Source organism: Amycolatopsis regifaucium (assembly GCF_001613935.1).
Classification (GTDB): domain Bacteria; phylum Actinomycetota; class Actinomycetes; order Mycobacteriales; family Pseudonocardiaceae; genus Amycolatopsis; species Amycolatopsis regifaucium.
In genome coordinates, this window is record NZ_LQCI01000003.1 from 18,102 (window position 1) to 35,418 (window position 17,317).

Annotated in this window: 17 protein-coding genes; 10 read left to right on the forward strand and 7 right to left on the reverse strand. The window is 68.3% G+C overall.

Annotation, left to right across the window (positions count from 1 at the left end):
- Positions 1 to 21: 21 nt before the first annotated feature.
- On the reverse strand, positions 22 to 1,272 hold the full coding sequence (locus tag AVL48_RS03850; RefSeq protein WP_061985180.1) for a sensor histidine kinase: 1,251 nt from the start codon (positions 1,270 to 1,272) through the stop codon (positions 22 to 24).
- A complete protein-coding gene (locus AVL48_RS03855) occupies positions 1,269 to 1,940 on the reverse strand; it encodes a response regulator transcription factor (RefSeq protein WP_177242343.1) in 672 nt (223 codons plus the stop codon). The genes AVL48_RS03850 and AVL48_RS03855 overlap by 4 nt, the downstream gene beginning before the upstream one ends.
- Positions 1,941 to 1,997: 57 nt before the next feature.
- On the opposite strand from AVL48_RS03855, the gene AVL48_RS03860 reads away from it, so the two are divergent.
- From AVL48_RS03860 to AVL48_RS03870, 3 genes are read left to right on the forward strand one after another with little or no spacing between them, the layout of a single operon-like run.
- The gene (locus tag AVL48_RS03860; protein ID WP_061985179.1) at positions 1,998 to 3,266 is read left to right on the forward strand and encodes an AfsR/SARP family transcriptional regulator; all 1,269 of its coding nucleotides are present in this window, start codon (positions 1,998 to 2,000) and stop codon (positions 3,264 to 3,266) included.
- Positions 3,263 to 3,913, forward strand: a complete 651-nt coding sequence (locus AVL48_RS03865; RefSeq protein WP_082857556.1) for a helix-turn-helix transcriptional regulator — start codon at positions 3,263 to 3,265, stop codon at positions 3,911 to 3,913. Before AVL48_RS03860 ends, AVL48_RS03865 begins: the two co-directional genes overlap by 4 nt.
- Before the next feature lie 31 nt (positions 3,914 to 3,944).
- Positions 3,945 to 4,601 carry a winged helix-turn-helix domain-containing protein gene (locus AVL48_RS03870; RefSeq protein ID WP_061985175.1) on the forward strand — a complete coding sequence of 219 codons (657 nt, stop codon included), beginning with the start codon at positions 3,945 to 3,947 and terminating at the stop codon, positions 4,599 to 4,601.
- Between the two features lie 45 nt (positions 4,602 to 4,646).
- On the opposite strand, the gene AVL48_RS03875 is transcribed toward AVL48_RS03870, so the two are convergent.
- Positions 4,647 to 5,069, reverse strand: a complete 423-nt coding sequence (locus AVL48_RS03875) for a VOC family protein (RefSeq protein WP_061985173.1) — start codon at positions 5,067 to 5,069, stop codon at positions 4,647 to 4,649.
- 104 nt (positions 5,070 to 5,173) lie between these two features.
- Positions 5,174 to 5,749, reverse strand: coding sequence for a CGNR zinc finger domain-containing protein (locus AVL48_RS03880; RefSeq protein ID WP_061985171.1), 576 nt, complete (start codon positions 5,747 to 5,749; stop codon positions 5,174 to 5,176).
- A 103-nt stretch (positions 5,750 to 5,852) separates the two neighbouring features.
- Between AVL48_RS03880 and AVL48_RS03885 the strand changes: the two genes are divergently transcribed.
- The gene (locus AVL48_RS03885; RefSeq protein WP_061985169.1) at positions 5,853 to 7,025 is read left to right on the forward strand and encodes an epoxide hydrolase family protein; all 1,173 of its coding nucleotides are present in this window, start codon (positions 5,853 to 5,855) and stop codon (positions 7,023 to 7,025) included.
- Between the two features lie 67 nt (positions 7,026 to 7,092).
- Here the strand turns inward: AVL48_RS03885 and AVL48_RS03890 are convergent, their stop codons facing one another.
- The gene (locus AVL48_RS03890) at positions 7,093 to 7,911 is read right to left on the reverse strand and encodes a serine hydrolase (protein WP_061985167.1); all 819 of its coding nucleotides are present in this window, start codon (positions 7,909 to 7,911) and stop codon (positions 7,093 to 7,095) included.
- 187 nt (positions 7,912 to 8,098) lie between these two features.
- Between AVL48_RS03890 and AVL48_RS03895 the strand changes: the two genes are divergently transcribed.
- The 3 genes from AVL48_RS03895 to AVL48_RS03905 all read left to right on the forward strand — a co-directional run bounded on the left by AVL48_RS03895 (position 8,099) and on the right by AVL48_RS03905 (position 12,046).
- A complete protein-coding gene (locus AVL48_RS03895; RefSeq protein ID WP_061985165.1) occupies positions 8,099 to 8,890 on the forward strand; it encodes an ArsR/SmtB family transcription factor in 792 nt (263 codons plus the stop codon).
- Between the two features lie 40 nt (positions 8,891 to 8,930).
- Complete coding sequence (locus AVL48_RS03900; RefSeq protein ID WP_061985163.1) at positions 8,931 to 9,701, forward strand: DUF3800 domain-containing protein; 771 nt, start codon at positions 8,931 to 8,933, stop codon at positions 9,699 to 9,701.
- Positions 9,702 to 9,805: 104 nt separating this feature from the next.
- Positions 9,806 to 12,046: a terpene synthase family protein gene (locus tag AVL48_RS03905; protein ID WP_061985161.1), complete on the forward strand. Its 2,241-nt coding sequence runs from the start codon at positions 9,806 to 9,808 to the stop codon at positions 12,044 to 12,046.
- Positions 12,047 to 12,309: 263 nt separating this feature from the next.
- On the opposite strand, the gene AVL48_RS03910 is transcribed toward AVL48_RS03905, so the two are convergent.
- Positions 12,310 to 13,497: a beta-1,3-glucanase family protein gene (locus AVL48_RS03910; RefSeq protein ID WP_061985159.1), complete on the reverse strand. Its 1,188-nt coding sequence runs from the start codon at positions 13,495 to 13,497 to the stop codon at positions 12,310 to 12,312.
- 301 nt (positions 13,498 to 13,798) lie between these two features.
- Between AVL48_RS03910 and AVL48_RS03915 the strand changes: the two genes are divergently transcribed.
- Both AVL48_RS03915 and AVL48_RS03920 read left to right on the forward strand, forming a co-directional pair.
- Positions 13,799 to 14,425 (forward strand): sigma-70 family RNA polymerase sigma factor, encoded by a 627-nt coding sequence (locus AVL48_RS03915; RefSeq protein ID WP_061985157.1) that lies wholly within the window; start codon positions 13,799 to 13,801, stop codon positions 14,423 to 14,425.
- A 271-nt stretch (positions 14,426 to 14,696) separates the two neighbouring features.
- Complete coding sequence (locus AVL48_RS03920) at positions 14,697 to 15,611, forward strand: LysR family transcriptional regulator (RefSeq protein WP_061985155.1); 915 nt, start codon at positions 14,697 to 14,699, stop codon at positions 15,609 to 15,611.
- Here AVL48_RS03920 and AVL48_RS03925 read toward each other — a convergent pair.
- Entirely contained in the window at positions 15,593 to 16,585 is a 993-nt protein-coding gene (locus tag AVL48_RS03925) for a small ribosomal subunit Rsm22 family protein (protein WP_061985153.1), read from the reverse strand. The two genes, AVL48_RS03920 and AVL48_RS03925, sit on opposite strands and share 19 nt — an antisense overlap.
- A gap of 150 nt (positions 16,586 to 16,735) precedes the next feature.
- Here AVL48_RS03925 and AVL48_RS03930 point away from each other — a divergent pair, with 150 nt between their 5' ends.
- Positions 16,736 to 17,149, forward strand: coding sequence for a YciI family protein (locus tag AVL48_RS03930; RefSeq protein ID WP_061985151.1), 414 nt, complete (start codon positions 16,736 to 16,738; stop codon positions 17,147 to 17,149).
- Positions 17,150 to 17,317: the final 168 nt, after the last annotated feature.

Consider the following 17,317-nt stretch of genomic DNA (forward strand, 5'->3'; position numbering starts at 1 on the left):
CCGCTCGGATACATTTCCCGGTCAGGACGCTTCCGGCAGCTTCAGTTCGAAGATCGCGCCGCCTTCTTCGGCGTTGTAGACGCGCAGCCTGCCGCCGTGTGCGAGCGCGACCCATCGCACGATCGACAGGCCGAGTCCGCTCGACCCACCGCCGCTGGTGAACCGGTCGAACGTCTCCTCCGCGACCGACGAGTCGATCCCCGGCCCGCTGTCGGCGACGGTCACCTGACCGCCGGCGACGGTGACGTGCACGATGGCCTCGTAACCGGGACGCCGTCCGTAGCGCAGCGCGTTGTCGAGCAGGTTGGCCACCGCGCGCTGGACCAGCGTCGGGTCGGCGGAAACCGTCGACGGCGCCGCGACCAGCGTCACCTGAGCGCCCTCGGACGGCGTCTCCGCCACGACGCTCGCGACGAGCTGGTCCAGCCGCACCGGCTGCACGGCCAGCGATTCGACCCCGGCCGCGAGCCGCGCGCGCACGAGCAGGCCGTCGATGATGCCGCCCATCCGTCCGGCGAGCCGGACGGTCCGTGGCAGCAGTTCGTCGCTCTCGGCGGGGTTGCGCACCGCCGCTTCGGCCAGCGCGCGCAGCGCCGCGACCGGCGTGCGCAGGTCGTGCGCGGTTTCGGCGAGCAGGATCTCCTGTTGCTGGAGTGCGGCGGTCGCGGGCCGGATCGCGCGCCCGGACAGCACGTGCCCGGTCACACCGATGGCGCCCAGCAGGAGCACGCATCCGCCGATGACCAGCAGTTTCAGCTGTTCATGCGCGGCGAGGGCGTCCCGCGCGTCGGCGACCGCCACGATGGCGCCCGACTCCTGGTTGTTGCGGTTGCGGAAGGGCTCGACGCCGACGCGGACCATCTCGCCCGCGGTTCCGCTGCTGTAGCCGTTGAGCACGGCCCCGTTCCGCACCGACAGGTCGGCGAAGGCCTGTAGCCGCGTGGCGTCGATCGGCACGCAGGTCCGGCCGCTCGCGTACGGCGGGAACCCGCCCGCGCCACTGGGCAGGATCATGAACTGCGGGCATTGCCGATTCACTTCGTCCTGGCCGACGTAGGCGGTGGTGACGGTGTCGCCCTCGCCCATGATCAGGCGTTTGACCGGTGCGGTGACGCGGGCGAGCTCGCTGTCCAGCTGGACTTCGCGCTGCTGAAGGTCGGCGCTCACGGCGAGCCAGGCGAGCACCACCAGCCCGGCGGCGTTCAGCCCGGTGAACAGCCACGTGAGCAGCCACCGCAGTCGGCGGAGGCGATCGGCCGCGGAGCCGTTCACCGGCTCGCGATCCGGTAGCCGCGGCCACGGACGGTGTGGATGAGTTCGGGCTCGCCGAGCCGCACCCGCAGGCGCCGGATCACCACGTCGACCACATTGGACATGGGGTCGGTGCTCATGTCCCAGCAGTGCTCGATCAGCTCGTCACGCCCGACAGCCTGATCCAGCCGCGAAAGCAGGTACTCCAGCACCGCGAACTCCTTGTCGCTCAAGGTGAGCAGGGCGCCGCCGCGGTGCACCTGCCGCCGGGCACAGTCCATTTCGAGGTCTTCGTGACGCAGCACCGACGGCCGTCCGGCGCCCGCGCGGCGGTAGAGCGCGTGGACGCGGGCGCTCATCTCGGCCACCGCGAACGGCTTCACCAGATAGTCGTCACCGCCGTGCTCGAATCCGGCGACCCGGTCGGCGAGACTGTCGCGCGCGGTCAGGAACAGCACGGGGACCGCCCAGCCTTCCTGACGACGGCGGTGGACGTAACCGATCGAATCGCCGTCGGGCAGCATCCGGTCGAACACCGCGCAGGCGAACTCGCCCGCGGCGAGTTCGGCGTCGGCCTGTGCCAGATCACCGGCCTCGCGGACGCGCAGACCGCTCCCGTTCAGCTCGGCGGTGATCGCCACCCGGAGGTCTTCGTCGTCTTCCACGACCAGCACCAGTGCCGTTGTCATCGGAACCTCAGGTACATGGCGCGATCGTAGGAGGACACGAGGGAGAGGGGTGTGAGCATGGTGCTCTTCCAGGTCCTGGGGCCACTCGAGGTGTGTGGCCGCGACGGCGTCACGGGGCGGCCGCCGGGCGGGAAACCCGCCACGGTGCTGGCCGCGCTCCTGGTGCAGCCTAACGCGTGGGTCGCGGTGGATCGGCTGATCGAGAACACCTGGCAGGAACAGGCCGCGCCGGCTTCGGCCGAAGCGAACTTGAAGACGTACATGTGGCAGTTGCGCCGGCTGCTGCCGGAACACGACGGGCCCCGCATCGAGGGCCGGGCAGGGGCGTATCGGCTGCACGTCGGCCCCGGTGAGCTGGACGCGGACTGTGCCGCGGCGCTCGCCGACGATGCCGCGCAGGCACTGGCCGAGGGGGCACCGGAAACCGCGCTGACACTGGTGGGGCAGGCTTTGCGGCTGTGGCGTGGGCGGCCGTTCGAGGGGATGGACGTCCTCGCCGACGACGCCGTCGAGCGGCTCGACGAGTTGCACCGGCAGCTGCGGGAGTCGCTCGCCGAGGCCCAGCTCGGGCTCGGGCGGACAGCCGACGCGGTGGCCACGCTGCAGGCGCTGACCGCCGACGATCCGCTGCGCGAGGACGTCTGGGCGCGGTTGATGCGGGCCCAGCACGTGATGGGCCGTCCGGCGCAGGCGCTGGCCACCTTCCACCGGGCGCGGCGGCTGCTGGCCGCCGAACTGGGGGTGCGCCCGGGACCCGAACTGATGAAGGCGTTCCAGGCGGTGCACGGCGCGGGGGCACCGGACCGGCCGCGGCGGGAGCTGCCGCGGGCCGTCGAGCCGCTCGTCGGCCGGGACCGGGAACTCGTGGCGCTGGGCAGGGCACTGACCGGATGCGCGCCCGCGGTCGTCGTCACCGGCGGGGCCGGGGTGGGGAAGACGGCGCTCGCGGTGGCGGCGGCCCATCGGGTCAGCGAGCGCTTTCCCGACGGGCAGTTCTTCGTCGAGCTGCACGGCGGTACCCGGCCACTGACGACCGCGGCCGTGCTGGAGCGGCTGTTGCGCGGCCTCGGGCTCCCGCCCGCGCTGATCCCGTCCGATGTGGACGAACGCGCCGCGCTGTGGCGCTCGGAGCTGGCCGGGCGGCGGGTGCTGCTGGTCTTCGACGACGCGGCATCCCGTGGCCAGGTCGCGGCACTGCTGCCCGCCACCGGCCGCAGTGCCGCCATCGTCACGACACGCGGTCGGGACTTCTCGCTCGCCGCGGCCGTGACCGTCCACTTGGGACCCCGGAGGGCGCCGTCCGGACAGCTGGAGTGGGTGGCATGACGACTATCCACTATGGACTTGACCGAGCAGACCTTTCGCTGCCTGGCGGGCGGGCACCGGATGTGGCCGCGAAGCTTTCGGCGGCGACCCGTGAGGTGCTCGTCGTGATGGCGGCGAGCAGCACCACCGGACCGCTTCCGGTGTTCCGCGACGCCGACCGCGACAACCTGCGGCGCGGCGTGCGTTACCGGGTACTCGCGCCGGTGGAGGCGAGGATCATCCGCGGTGTCGCCGAGCGGCTGGACACGTTCGCGTCCCACGGCGCCGAAATCCGCACCGTGGCGGCCGTGCCGATGACCGCGATCGTCGTCGACGACACACTCGCGCTGCTGCCGGGGGAAGAATGCGGCGAGCTCGCAGTGTTCCGCCTGCCCAGCGTGGTCAAGGCCGTGGCCGAACTGTTCGAACGGCTGTGGCTCGCCGGAACGCCGCCCACCGGATCGGGGCCGACCGCACGCGAGCTGGACCTGCTGGCACTGCTCGTCGACGGCTACACCGACGAGTCCGCCGCGGCCAGGCTGGGCATCTCCGTGCGGACCGTGCGGAGGATGGTGTCCGATCTGATGCACCGGCTCGGCGCGCGCAGCCGCTTCCAGGCAGGCGCGAAAACGGCGGACCGCGGCTGGCTGGCGGAGCTCGCCGGGTGATACCGCCGGCGCGTCACGCTACGGTCGTCAGGTGCGTGTACTGGTCACCGAGGACGACGAGGATCTCCGGCTAGCCGTCGAGGCTTCACTTCGAGGCTCCGGATTCGCCGTCGACGTCGCCAAGGACCTCACCGACGCCGACGAAGCGCTGAGTGTGAACGCCTATGACTGCGTCGTATTCGACCGGATGCTGCCGTCCGGGGATTCTCTCGGCTACGTCGGCGAACGCCGCCGGGATGGCTGGCGGGTACCGGTGCTGTTCCTGACCGCGCGCGACACGGTCGCCGACCGGATCGCCGGGCTGGCCTTGGCCGACGACTACCTGGTCAAGCCCTTCGCGATGGCCGAACTGATCGCGCGAGTGCGCAGCCTCTGCCGCCGCGGCGACTCCGGGCCCGCCCCGGTGCTGGGATTCCTCGACCTCGAACTGGACACCGGCAGGCACGAGGCGCGCCGCGGTGGCGTCAAGTTGACGTTGACCGGTAAGGAGTTCGCGGTCCTGCAACGGTTGGTGGTCGCGGCGGGCGAGCCCGTCCGGCGCCGCGAGCTGACCGACGCGGGCTGGGACGAGCTGGTGCCCCCGTCGCCCAACGCGCTCGAAGTGCTGATCGCGCAGTTGCGGCACAAGCTCGGCAAGCCGCCGGTGCTCCACACCGTGCGCGGCGTCGGATACGTCCTGCGCGGGTGATCATCCCGCCCGGTCAGGAACACGACGGGCCTGCTCGGTTGTCGATCACGGGTGCCGGGTACTGATGTTGAACATCCAGCTGATCCCGAACCGGTCGACGAGCGAACCAGCCTCGTCACCCCAGACCTGCCTTTTCAGCGGCAGGGTGACGCTGCCGCCTTCGGTCAGCTTCTGGAAGTACTCGCGCAGTTCGCTGTCATCGCCACCCAGGAAGAGCGCGACGTTGTTCCCCGGCCGGTATGGCGGGTGGCCTGGCCTGTCGTCGGGAAAATCCCATGCCATCAGCGTGTATCCGGCGGGGGTTTCGAGGCGAGAATGCATGACCTTGTCGGCGTTGGGCGCGTCCGGTGAGCCGAAGTCCGCGACGGTTCCCAGCTCCAGCTCGCCGCCGAAGACCTCCCGGTAGAACTCCATCGCCTGCCGCGCGTTGCCGTTGAACGTGATGCACGGATCGATCCGAGACCCCATCCGGAATCCTCTCGTCACGTGACCATTCGGGCCGTCCGGTGGTCGTCGCACCATGCTCTCGACGAATCACGACAACCCCTGTCGTGCTTTCGACCGGACTTCGATCAGGCCCCGGTGCCGGATTTTTTGCGCTGGTTGGCATTGAAGCGCGCTTTCTTCTGCCGATTGCCGCACGTGTTCATGTCACACCATCTGCGGGTGCGGCTTTGGCTGGTGTCGAAGAAGGCGGCTTGGCAGGTCGGTGACGCGCACAAGGCCAATCTGCCGTCTCGTTCGCCCGAGATGATGCTGATCGCGTCGGCGGCGATCACGCCGAGCGCGTCTTCGACGGCGGAAGCCGAGCTGAGCTGCCATCGCCGCTTGCCGTCGGGCGTCAGGATGGCCGCGGCCCGACCCTGAGCGCTGCGGTCGTTGATGACCTGGACGGCTGACGCGGGGAGTGTGGCCTGGATCGCGCTCGCCGTCGCGGCGGCGTGAATCGATTCCCTCAGTTCACGGGCGAGTTCGAGCTGCGCGGTGGTGCAGGAGTCCACGGCGAGGCCGCTCACCGCCAGCCAGTCGACGAGGCGATGCGGGGTGGGGATGCGCTCCACGGCGTCGCCGCGACGCTCCGTCAGAGTCGCCGTGAAGCTGGTCGCCAGCACGCTGCCGAGGCGAAAGTCGGGGAACTCGGCAGGCATGGAACCACCTTAGCAGGTTGCGCTGAGACAGTGCGGCTGTTAGAACCGTCTTAGCCGGTTCGCAAAAAGGTCCTGGCCGGTTCCGCGACAGCCGGGAGGTCTCATGCCCCGCTCGACCAGCGACGTACAAGCATTCGAAGCCCACGCCACCGACGCCGACCTCGACGATCTGCGCGCGCGATTGGCCGCGGCACGGCTACCGGAGGCCGAGACGGTCCATCGCGCCGCGCCGGACCCTCGCCGATGGGACCAAGGCGTTCCGCTCGCCGATCTCGTCGATGTCGTGAACTACTGGCGCAGCGGGTACGACTGGCGGTCGTTCGAAAAGCGCCTCGACCGGATCGGCCAGTTCCGCACGGCCATCGACGGTCTGGGCATCCATTTCCTGCACCGCCGATCCGCGCGGTCGGACGCCACTCCGCTGATTTTGACGCACGGCTGGCCGGGCAGTATCGCCGAGTTCACCGGGGTGGTGGACGAGTTGGCTGATCCGAAAGAAGCGACCGCGCCGGCTTTTCACGTCGTGGTTCCCTCGCTGCCGGGGTTCGGTTACAGCGACAAACCGGCCACCACCGGGTGGGGAACCGAAAAGATCGCGGCGGCTTGGGCGGAACTGATGGGAAGGCTCGGCTACGGCGAATTCCTGGCACACGGCGGTGACTGGGGAGGCAACATCACCACCGTTCTCGGCGGCAGGTTCCCCGAGCAGGTTCTCGGCATCCACACCACGTTCGCGCCGGGCCCGCCCGGCATGACCACGGAGGGCCTGACGGCGGTCGAGCGCGAGTGGGCCGAGGAAACCCACGTTTTCTGGCGCCACCGCGCGGCGTACGCGAAGCAGCAGGCGACCCGGCCGCAGACCATCGGCTACTCGCTCGTCGATTCACCGGTCGGGCTGCTCGCCTGGATCCTCGACAAATTCGCCGAATGGTCGGACACCGAAGACAGCCCGTTCGAGACGATTTCCATCGACAGCGTTCTCGACGACGTCACCCTGTATTGGCTGACGCGGACAGGCGCGTCAGCGGCCCGCATCTATTACGAAAGCCACAACTCGCTCGATCCCGACCTTCGGGTCGACGTTCCGGCGGCGATCACCACGTATCCCCGTGACATCGAGAAATACCCGCGCGCTTGGGCGCGCGAGCGGTACCGGCAAATCGTCCGGTGGCGGGCGCCCGAACGGGGCGGGCATTTCCCGTCGCTGGAGATCCCCGAATATTTCGTCGAAGACCTGCGAGCGGGCCTCGCGGCAGTGCTCGCCGCCACTCGGTGAGCACCGGTCAGTGCTCCGGTGCCAGTCGGGCCCGGCGAGGTCCGCCGGGCCCGACCGGCGCGGGCGATCAGCCCTTGAAATATCCCTTGAACAGGATTTCACTGATCTTGGTGGTGGTCTCCTGACCGGTTTCGAAGCCGTTCTGGATGACCTTGGTGTTGTTCATCAGCGCGAGGGTGTACCGCTCGTGCGGGCCGACGAAGCCGACGGAGTTCATGATCCAGGAGCCGTCGTCGTTGTCGTCGGACCAGCCGTCCTTGTTGCCGGGACGCGCCGCGGCGCCCGCGCCCCAGACGCCCCACTGCTGGTTGACGTCGACGTTGCGCATCTCGTGGACGATGTAGTCGCGGTGCTGACGGGGCAGCTTGGTCAGGACGTAGTTGATCAGCCGGTCCAGGTCGTTCGCGGTGGTCAGGATCCAGCCCCAGTGGTGCGGGTGCTGGTCGGTGAACCGCATGTCGGTCATTCCGTAGGACGGGAAGCGCTTGGCGAACTCGGCCTCCCCGCCGTACCGCGTCCACAGGGTGTGGGCGGCGGCGTCGTCACTGGAGTTGAGCATCCGGTGCATGAGGTCGCGGTCTTCGGCGGTCAGCTTGACGGCCCCGGAATCGTTGCGCAGCAACAGGTCGACGACCATCGCCAGCTTCGGGGTGGAGCATGCCCAAATGAGCGTCCCGGCGGCCGAGCTCCGGTAGACGGCGCCGGTCCACCGGTCCCGCAGGACGATGCCGGTGTCCCCGGGCCTGCTGTCGGCGTAGGCCTGGGCTTTCGCGATCCGGGCTTGGAGTTCCCGGTCGAAGCGGGTGGTCGTCGCACCGGCGGGCGCGGCGGGTGTCAACGCGAACACCGCCAGAATCGCGGTCAGAACGGCGAAAAGTCTCTTCATGGCTCCCCAGATTCCGATATCGGTTCTTCTGAGCTTGAAGGCGTTCACCGGCACCGAAGGTTGCAACAACCTGAATAACAGTGACGGCGGTCACAGGGGTGTGCGTCTGACAGAACCTGGTTGACATGCAGCCGTTTGGCTGCCTAATGTTAAAGGCAGCTGAACGGCTGCATATCAGGAAGGCGACATGGACGAGGTGTTCAAGGCGCTGGCCGACCCCAGTCGCCGCCGGTTGCTCGACGACCTGAACGCCCGCAACGGCCAGACCCTGCGTGAGTTGTGCGCGGGACTGGACATGGCGCGGCAGTCGGTCAGCAAGCATCTGGCCGTGCTGGAGGCGGCCAATCTGGTGACCACGGTGTGGCGTGGCCGCGAGAAGTTGCACTACGTGAACGCGGAGCCGATCAACGCGATCGCCGAGCGCTGGATCGACCGGTACCACCAGGGCCGGGTCGACGCGCTCGCCGACCTCAAGAAGGCATTGGAGCAGGAACCCATGAGCACCAACGAATTCGTCTACACCAGCTACATCAAGACGACGCCCGAGCGGCTCTGGCGAGCGCTGACCGACCCGGCGTTCACGAGGCAGTACTGGGGCTGTGAGTTCACTTCGGATTGGAAGGCCGGGTCGACGGTGGCCTGGGAACAGCAGGGCGTGAAGATCGAGGATCCTGAGCAGGTCGTGCTGGAGTCCGATCCGTACCGGCGGCTCTCCTACACCTGGCACACCTTCACCCCGGAGTTCGCCGAGTCCATGGAGATCGGCGATGACGTGTCGGCCAAGCTCGCGGCCGAGCCGAGGTCGAAGGTGTCGTTCGACCTCGAACCCGTCGGCGACCTGGTCAAGCTGACCGTGGTGCACGACGGTTTCGAGCCGGGAAGCACCGTGTTGGAGATGGTCAAGGGCGGCTGGCCGTCGATCCTGTCGAGCCTCAAGACGCTGCTCGAGACGGGCGAGCCACTGCCCGAGCCCGCGTAAGTGGGTCGACGACGCCGGTGCCATCGGGCAGGATCCGGACGTGCCCCTGGAGATCGCCTGCGACGAGTCCGGGTCCGAGGGTGAGAAGCTGATCGGTGGGCAGACCGGCGTGTTCGCGCACGCGGGGGTCCGGCTGAGCCTCGAAGAGGCCGCGGCTTGCCTGGTCGAGTTGCGCCGCCGGATCCGTTCGCCGGCGGTCGAATACAAAGCCAACCACCTGCTCCGCACGAAGCACCGGCGCGTCCTCGAATGGTTCCTCGGCCCGCTGGGTCCTGTCCATGGACGCGCACACGTCCACCTCGTCGACAAGAAACTGCTGCTGGCGAACGAACTCCGCGAACTCATCGGCCAGGAGGTCGCCCCGGACGACGCACTGCTGGCCGTGTTCAACGACGTGCTGCGGACCAGGAACCGGCGGGATCCCGCGGCCGGTTCGTTCTTCGCGATGGTGGGAGACACCGAGGAACTGCGGGCGAAGGTCGCCGAGTTGCGCGATGCCAAGGTCCTCGACCCCTTGGTTCCCGCGATCCTCCGCGCCGTCGAACACTGGAGCGGGGACGGCGAGCCGGTCTTCGTCGTCCACGACGAACAGCCGTCGCTCAAGGGGGAGCGACTCGCCGAAATCCGGTCCAGTCCGGGGCTGGCCGGGCTGAAGTTCGTGGATTCGCGGACGGATCCGCGGGTGCAGGTGGCCGATTTCCTGGCCGGGGTCGCCAGGCGGATCGCCGAGGACGAACTCGACGGAAGAGGCGACGAAGTATTGACCGCGCTTCTCGCGCCATATATCGACTCGAAGTCACTCTGGGCCTGATTCACTCCATGGTGCGCGGAATCGCTCGGCTGGTCGTTGCCCGGCGCGGCGCGGGGATGGAAATGTCGAGACGTATTCGACATCCGCCCGGGAGGCAGTCGCAGATGCAGGCTTTCACCTTGCCCGAGTTCTACGTGCCGCATCCGGCGCGGATCAATCCGCACCTCGAAGCGGCACGGACGCACAGCATGGCGTGGGCCAGGGAGATGGGCATGCTCGATTCGCCGTCGCCGTCCGGAGACGTCGTCTGGACCGAGCAGGCGCTGGCGAAGATGGATTACGCGCTGCTCTGCGCGCACACTCATCCGGACTGTGACGGGCCGTCCCTCGATCTGGTCACGGATTGGTACGTCTGGGTGTTCTTCTTCGATGACGATTTCCTCGCGCAATTCAAGTACACCCGGAACACCGAAGGCGCCAAGGCCTATTTGGACCGGCTGGAACTGTTCATGACCGGACCCGGGGAAACATCGCCGGAGCCGGAAAATCCCGCCGAAGCCGGACTCAAGGACCTTTGGGCGCGCACCATTCCCTCGATGTCGGAGGCCTGGCGGCGGCGATTCGTCACCAGTACGCACAACCTGATGGTCGAATCGCTCTGGGAACTGGACAACATCGACCGCGGCCGGATCGCGAACCCCATCGAATACATCCAGATGCGCCGCCGCGTCGGTGGAGCGCCGTGGTCGGCCAACCTGATCGAGTACGCCGTCGGCGCCGAAGTACCGGACAAGGTCGCGGCGACCAGGCCGCTGGAGGTGCTGCGCGACACCTTCGCCGACGCCGTCCACCTGCGCAACGACCTGTTCTCCTACCAGCGCGAAGTTCGTGAGGAAGGCGAGAACTCCAACGCGGTCCTCGTCTTCGAGGAGTTCCTCGGCTGTTCGACGCAGGAGGCCGCCGAACTCACCAACGATCTGCTGACCTCTCGCCTTCAGCAGTTCGAGAACACCGCGCTCGTCGAGGTGCCGGCGCTACTGGCCGAAAACGACGTCCCATTGCCGGAACAGATCGGGATCGGCCGGTACGTCAAGGGCCTGCAGGACTGGCAGTCCGGCGGCCATGAATGGCACGCGAAATCCAGCCGGTACATGAACGAAAGCCCCGTCTCGGGCACGAATGGTCCCCTCGGGGGACCGACAGGGCTCGGCACGGAGTCGCTACGGCTCTCACCGAACCGGCTGGGCCTGGTCCAGCGGACGCGGCAGCAGGCGCCCCCGCCGTTCGCGCCGGTCGGACACCTTCCCCTGCCCGAATTCCGCATGCCGTACCCCGTCCGCACCAGCCCGCACCTCGCCGCCGCCCGCGAGTACGCCCCGGGCTGGGCGCGGAAGATGGGCATGTTCGACTCGGTGCCGGGCGTCGAACTCGGCGGTGTCTGGGACGAACGCCGGATGCGCGGCATCGACCTGCCGCACTGTGCCGCGATGATCCACCCGGACGCGGACTTCGAACAGCTCAAACTGTCGTCGGACTGGCTCGCGTGGGGCACCTATGGTGACGATTACTTCCCGTTGATCTTCGGGATGCGTCGGGACCCTGTCGCGGCGAAACTCTGCAGCGACCGGCTTTCCCTGTTCATGCCGCTCGGCGGCGAGCCGGTGCCCGAGGCCGCCGATCCGATCGAGCGAGGGCTCACGGATCTGTGGCAGCGCACCGCCGGACCGCTGACCCCGCACGCGCGGGCGGGGTTCCGGCGTGCGGTCGAGAGCATGATCGCGAGCTGGGTCTGGGAGGTGGCGAACCAGGCGCAGAACCGCGTCCCCGACCCGATCGACTACGTGGAGATGCGACGGCGGACGTTCGGATCGGACCTCACGAAAAGCCTCGCGCGGCTCTCACTCGGCGACGTCGTCCCGCCGGAGATCTACCAGAACCGGGTCCTGTTCGAACTCGACACCGCCGCCCAGGACTATGCGACGTTCGTCAATGATCTCTTCTCCTACCAGAAGGAGATCGAATACGAGGGCGAGGTGCACAACCTCGTCTACGTCGTCGAACGCTTCCTCGACGTGGACAGGCTCCAGGCCAGGGACATCACCGCCCGCCTGATGAACGCGCGGATGGAGCAGTTCGAGCAGCTCGCCGACGAAGGCCTGCCGCGGATGTGCGACGACCTCGGGCTCGACGACGAGGTCCGCGCGGTACTGACCAGGTACGCGGACAACATGAAGAACTGGATGTCCGGAATCCTGGAATGGCACCGGAAATGCGTGCGGTACATGCCGGAGGAACTGGCGCGCACCCGCACTCCCGAACCGCCGGTGCGCTCGCTCAAGCCGAGCGGGATCGGACCGAACGGGATCGGCTTGTCGGCCTGGCGGATCGGGAGCGGGGTGCGCTGAGGGGGTCGCCGGCGGGGTCGTGCGTGGCGATTCGGGTTCTATTGAGGAGTGCCGAGGGTTCCGTCGCCATTTTGTGGCGACGGCCACGGCTGCCGCAGGTCGACCCCGGTTCGTCCATGAAGGAATCGGGACACTCAACGTCCCAATTCCTTCACCGCTGTCCCCAATGTCGCATCAGAGACGCTCAGTGTCACCAATGCGACATCGGGAACCGGAGGCATCGGCCACGCTCAGGCAGATGCCACCTGACGCGGGCTCCCCGCCTAGAAAGCGGTCAGTATGATCCGCGCCGAACGTGGGTCACCGTCGTGCACCAGCGACTCGAAGTGCCCGACGTCGTCGAAGGCGAAGCCGTAGGCCTTACCGTCGACCATCTGCTCGTGCACGATCCGCGAGTAGTGGTCGGTCACGGACTGCTTGTAGAACTGGCCCGCGTCGTAGGTCGGCTGCGTGTGCAGGTAGCCCAGGGTCGATCGGTGCAGCGCCGCGCACAACGTCCGCGCGATCGGCCCGACGACCTGGTCGTTCGGCGCCTGCAGCCGTCCGTCGCAGTTGAAGACGTCGCGGGTGCTCGGCTTGCTGAACGACGCGACCGTCGCCCCTGAGGTGTTCGTGAACCGCATGACGTCGTCCCCGCCGGTCCGGCCGGTGAACTTCTTGCCGGGTTCCGCCTCGAACGGGACCACGGTCAGCGGCGTCGACTTGTAGGTGTTCCAGGCGTTCGTGACGTAGCCGTCGAGGTAGTCGCCGCTGAACTTGCCGGAGTCGAGACCCTTGCCCGGCGCGAGGACCCGCAGGCGGTTGTAGACCAGGTTCGAGAAACCCGGCTGCGCTTGGACGGCGTTGAAGATGTTCTCGCGACCGTTCGCCTTGAGGCGCCCGGCTTCCTTGTTCGCGCCGGCGCCGTTGGTCAGCCCGACCGCGTGCGGGACGCTGAACATGTCGACCTGCGAGCTGTTGATGAACAGGCCCGCGTTGTCGTAGGTGAATTCGCTCCAGTCGAACAGGATGTCGCGGTTCGGATCCCCGCCGGCCCACGGTGCCGGCTGCACCAGCCCGTCCGGTGTCAGGAAGAACTTGATCTTCTGCCCGAACGACAGGTAGACGCGGCCCGAAAGCATCCGCGGGATCCGCAGTGTGGTCGAGCCGCCGTTGCCGGGGCCGGCGATCGCGACGTCCGGGGCGGGGCTCGGTGGGTTCGCGCCGGGCGGCCACGGGGTGAAGGCGCCGCCCGCGTTGACGTAACCGAGCCTGCCGGTGTTGAGGTTCGTGCCGAGCACATAGAGGTGGACCGCGTCGGAGCGGTTCGAATTGTTGGTGACGGTCAGCGGCAGCGGATCGGGACCGGCGGCGACCGCGGTGGGTGCCGAAAGGGCCGAAACCCCGGTGACCAGTGGGAGAACGACCGCCAACGCGGTCAGGACGCGCCGGATCTTCTGACGGATGCGCACAGCTCACTCCTCGGCTGAATCCCGCCGCGGAGCGCGAACGCGCCACGGCGGTGCTTGCGGATGTCGGCTGGGGGCGCGTTCCCGGCCTGGGGTGACCTTGGCGAGGGGTCACAGCACGGAAAGTTACGTCCCGAGTCCTAACTTGTCTAGACCAACGGTGGGAACCTGTCCGGTTTCGTGCCGGGGCGGACAATTTGTCGCGGACTTTCGTCGATTGAGGTGGCCGGACTACTCGACTACCGTGGTCCGCGTTCCGTCCTGGACCCCGGCGGCCGGTTTTCTCATCCGTGGGGAGCGGGACATGGGCGACGGCGACGATTTTCCGGTGCGAAGAACCAGCGAGGGCGAGACTTGGATCTCCCCGGCCGGTTGGGACGACCTGGCCAAGGCCGCGGCGGACGGCGAGCCGCACGGCATGGACGATCTCATGGCAGCCCTCTCCCCGTGGGCGCGGCAGTACGCCGAAACCCGGCTCCGCGGCCGCGACCTGACCTACCTCGAACCGGCCGACGTCGCGCAGGAGATCTGCCTCGCGGTCCTGGTGGCCGTTCCCGGCTACGGCGTACGAGGTGGTTCTTTCCTGTTCCTCCTGCGCGCCATCGCGGCGAACAAGGTCGCCGACGTCTTCCGGAAGGCCGCGCGGAGCAGACAGGTTTTGACCGGTGAGCTCCCGGAGCACCCGGCCGTCGCCGCGGACGAGCCGGAGCAACGCGCTTTGCGGACCGACCTCGGTGTCCGGCTCGGCAGGCTGCTGCGGATGCTGCCGGTCTCCCATCGCGAGGTGCTGGGAATGCGGGTGATCGGTCAGCTGACGTCCAACGAGACCGCCGCGGCCCTTGGCACGACGTCGTCACGCGTGCGGGTGACCAAACACCGGGCGATCAGCAGGCTGCGCGCCTGCGCTCAGCGCCAGGACGCCTTGAGTTGAATGCGGACCAGCAGCCGGAGAAGAAGATTCTCCCGCTTGGCCCGGGTTTCGAGAATGCGAACGCACATGGCCCCTCCAGAGCTCGCCGTCGGCGCCGTCGCCGAGGGCCGGAGCCACGGACGCCGGTGTCAAGCCTAGGTGCGGATGGGCACGCGGAAACCGGCTGAACGGACGATTGGCGTCCACCGGTTCGGGTCCGGTGGGTGAATACCGACCGGACCAATACCGATTCAGCGCTTGTCCGCCACTGATTGATACCTAGACTGAATAGGTGTTCTCCCTGGAGCAGCTGGTGAGTTTCGTCGCGGTGGCCGAGGAACTGCACTACGGCCGGGCGGCGGAACGGCTTTCGATGACCCAGCCGCCGTTGAGCAGGCGGATCCAGTTGCTGGAGCGCGAACTGGGGGTCGAGCTTTTCGACCGTACGCACCGCGCGGTCCGGCTGACACCCGCCGGACGGGTCTTTCTCGCTGAGGCAAGGAAAATACTGCGTTCGTCGCAAGAGGCGACGCTGTACGTCCGCCGGGCGAAGAAGGGTGAGGTCGGCGTCGTCACGCTCGGTTTCACCGCCACCGCGGCGTATTCGTACCTCGAACGCGTTCTCGCCGCGACGAACGCCGAAGTGCCGGGCGTCGATCTGGTCCTCCGGGAAATGGTGACGTCGGCGCAGGTGGCGGAGTTGCTGGCGGGCGGGATCGACCTCGGCATGATCCGGCCGCCGGTGACCGGCGGCGACATCGTGACCATGCCGCTGTGGCGCGAGCCGCTGCTCGCGGCGTTGTCGTCGGCGCATCCGTTGGCGCGGCGCAAGAAGAATCCCGGCATCCGCGACTTCGACGGCGAGCCGTTCATCATGTACTCGCCGTCGGAGGGCCGGTATTTCCACGACATGCTCGTGGCGGTGTTCCGCGCGGCGCGGGTCCTGCCGGAGTACACGCAGTACCCCAGCCAGGTGCATACGGTGCTCGCGCTGGTCAAAGCGGACCTCGGGGTCGCGCTCGTGCCCGCGGCGGCCGCCGCGCTGCGGTTCGAGGGTGTCGTGCTCCGTCCGGTGGACGGCATCGAGGGCCGTCCGGTGGAACTCGAACTGATGTGGCGGCGCGGCAACGACAACCCGGCGCTCGGCGCGCTGCTCACCGTCATCGGCGGCCTGGCGCGGCGCGGCCATCAGTCCACTGTGGACTGAGTGGGTGGCCAGGCGCCGCCCCATTCCGCGTCACGCGCCGCGCGGTAGTCCGCGCCGTGCCGTTTGGTGACGATCGTTTCGGTGAGTCCGGCTTCGGCGCACAGGGACAGGCTGACCATCCCCTTGCGTTTGACCGGATGCCGCAGGATCCGGCCCGCGGCCCGCTCCGGTGCCGTCCGGGAAGCGACGACGTAGGAGAACTTCTCGTCCTCGAATCCGAGCGTTCCCGCTTTCAGCTGACGATGCAGGCCGGTACGCGGGAGACGGGCGGAGAAATGACACCAGTCCTTGCCGCGCGGGATCGGGCAGGCGCCTTCGTGCGGGCAGGGCGCGACCAGGAAGAGGCCGAGTTCGACGAGCCTGTCCCGTGCCTCGACGATGCGTTCGTAGCCGGCCGGAGTGCCGGGTTCGATCAGCACCAGCATCCCGGCCTTGGCCGCCAGCCAACCGACGACGTCGGCCCGGCGGGGCCCCGGCAGTTCACCGAGGACATAGGAGAGGGTCACCAGATCGGCGTCCGGTGCGGGCGCGTCCGGGTCGATCAGGCCGCGCTGCCAGGTCGAGCCGCGCACGGCCTTGACGGCGGCGTTCCCCGCGAGCCGCCGTCCCAGCGCGATCGCGCCGGGAACCTGCTCGACGACGGTGCTGTCCTCCAGCGACGGCCACACGTCCGCGGCAGCCCAGATCGCCGCACCGGTGCCACCGCCGACGTCGATCTGCGTACGCGGAGCGAACCCGGGCGCGCGAAAGGCGGCTTCGGCGAGAACGGCGTGTATGGCCGCGTAGGTGGCCGGCATCCGGTAGCCCGCGTACGCCGCGATGTCGACCTCGGAAGACAGGATCGGAGCCGTCGCCGGGCTGTTCTCGCGGTAGCGCGAGCTGAGCCGCTCGACGGACTGCGTCAGCCTGGTCTGCGGGTACTTGCCCAGCTCTTCGTCGAGGGCGGAGCGGAGATCTGGGGGGAGAGCGGCCACGGCCCGATTCTTTCATGGGCGGTTGACCTGCGGTTTTCCGGCTGCTCGAATACTCGCGGAAAAAAGTTCGGGGACCGTGTCGAAACCCGGGGTGCCCGATCGACGCGTGGATGTGGCAGGGACGAGCCCCGCCGGGAACGGAGACACGAGATGCGGTTCATGGTGATCGTCAAGAGCAACGACGAGGTCGAGGCCGGTGCGCAGCCGAGTGCCGCGGACCTGCAGGAGATGGGGAAGTTCAACGAGGAGCTGGTCAAGGCCGGCGTCATGCTCGCGGGTGAAGGCCTGGTCAACAGCGCGGACGGCGCCCGCATCCAGTACAACGGCACCGCCGAGGCCAGGGTCATCGACGGCCCCTTCGCCGAGACCAAGGAACTCGTCGCGGGCTTCTGGATCCTCCAGGCGAAGGACAAGGCCGAGGTCGTCGAATGGATGAAGCGCGCGCCGTTCCGCGAGGGCGAGATCGAGATCCGCCGCGTCGCCGAAATGGAGGACTTCGACCACGCCACCCCCGAGATCGTCGAGCACGAGCAGAAACTCCGGAAGCAGGCCGAGGGGAACTAGCCGTGCCCGGTAGGTCTGCTCGTGGTCTTCGGGCCCAGGCGGCCCCTGACGGCACGGGCGGATGCGCCTGAGTACGACCCGGTACGAGGGCGATCCACCCGCACCGCCAGGAACCACCTGGACCTCGAAGCCCATCGACCAGACCTACCGGACACGGACTAGTGGTTG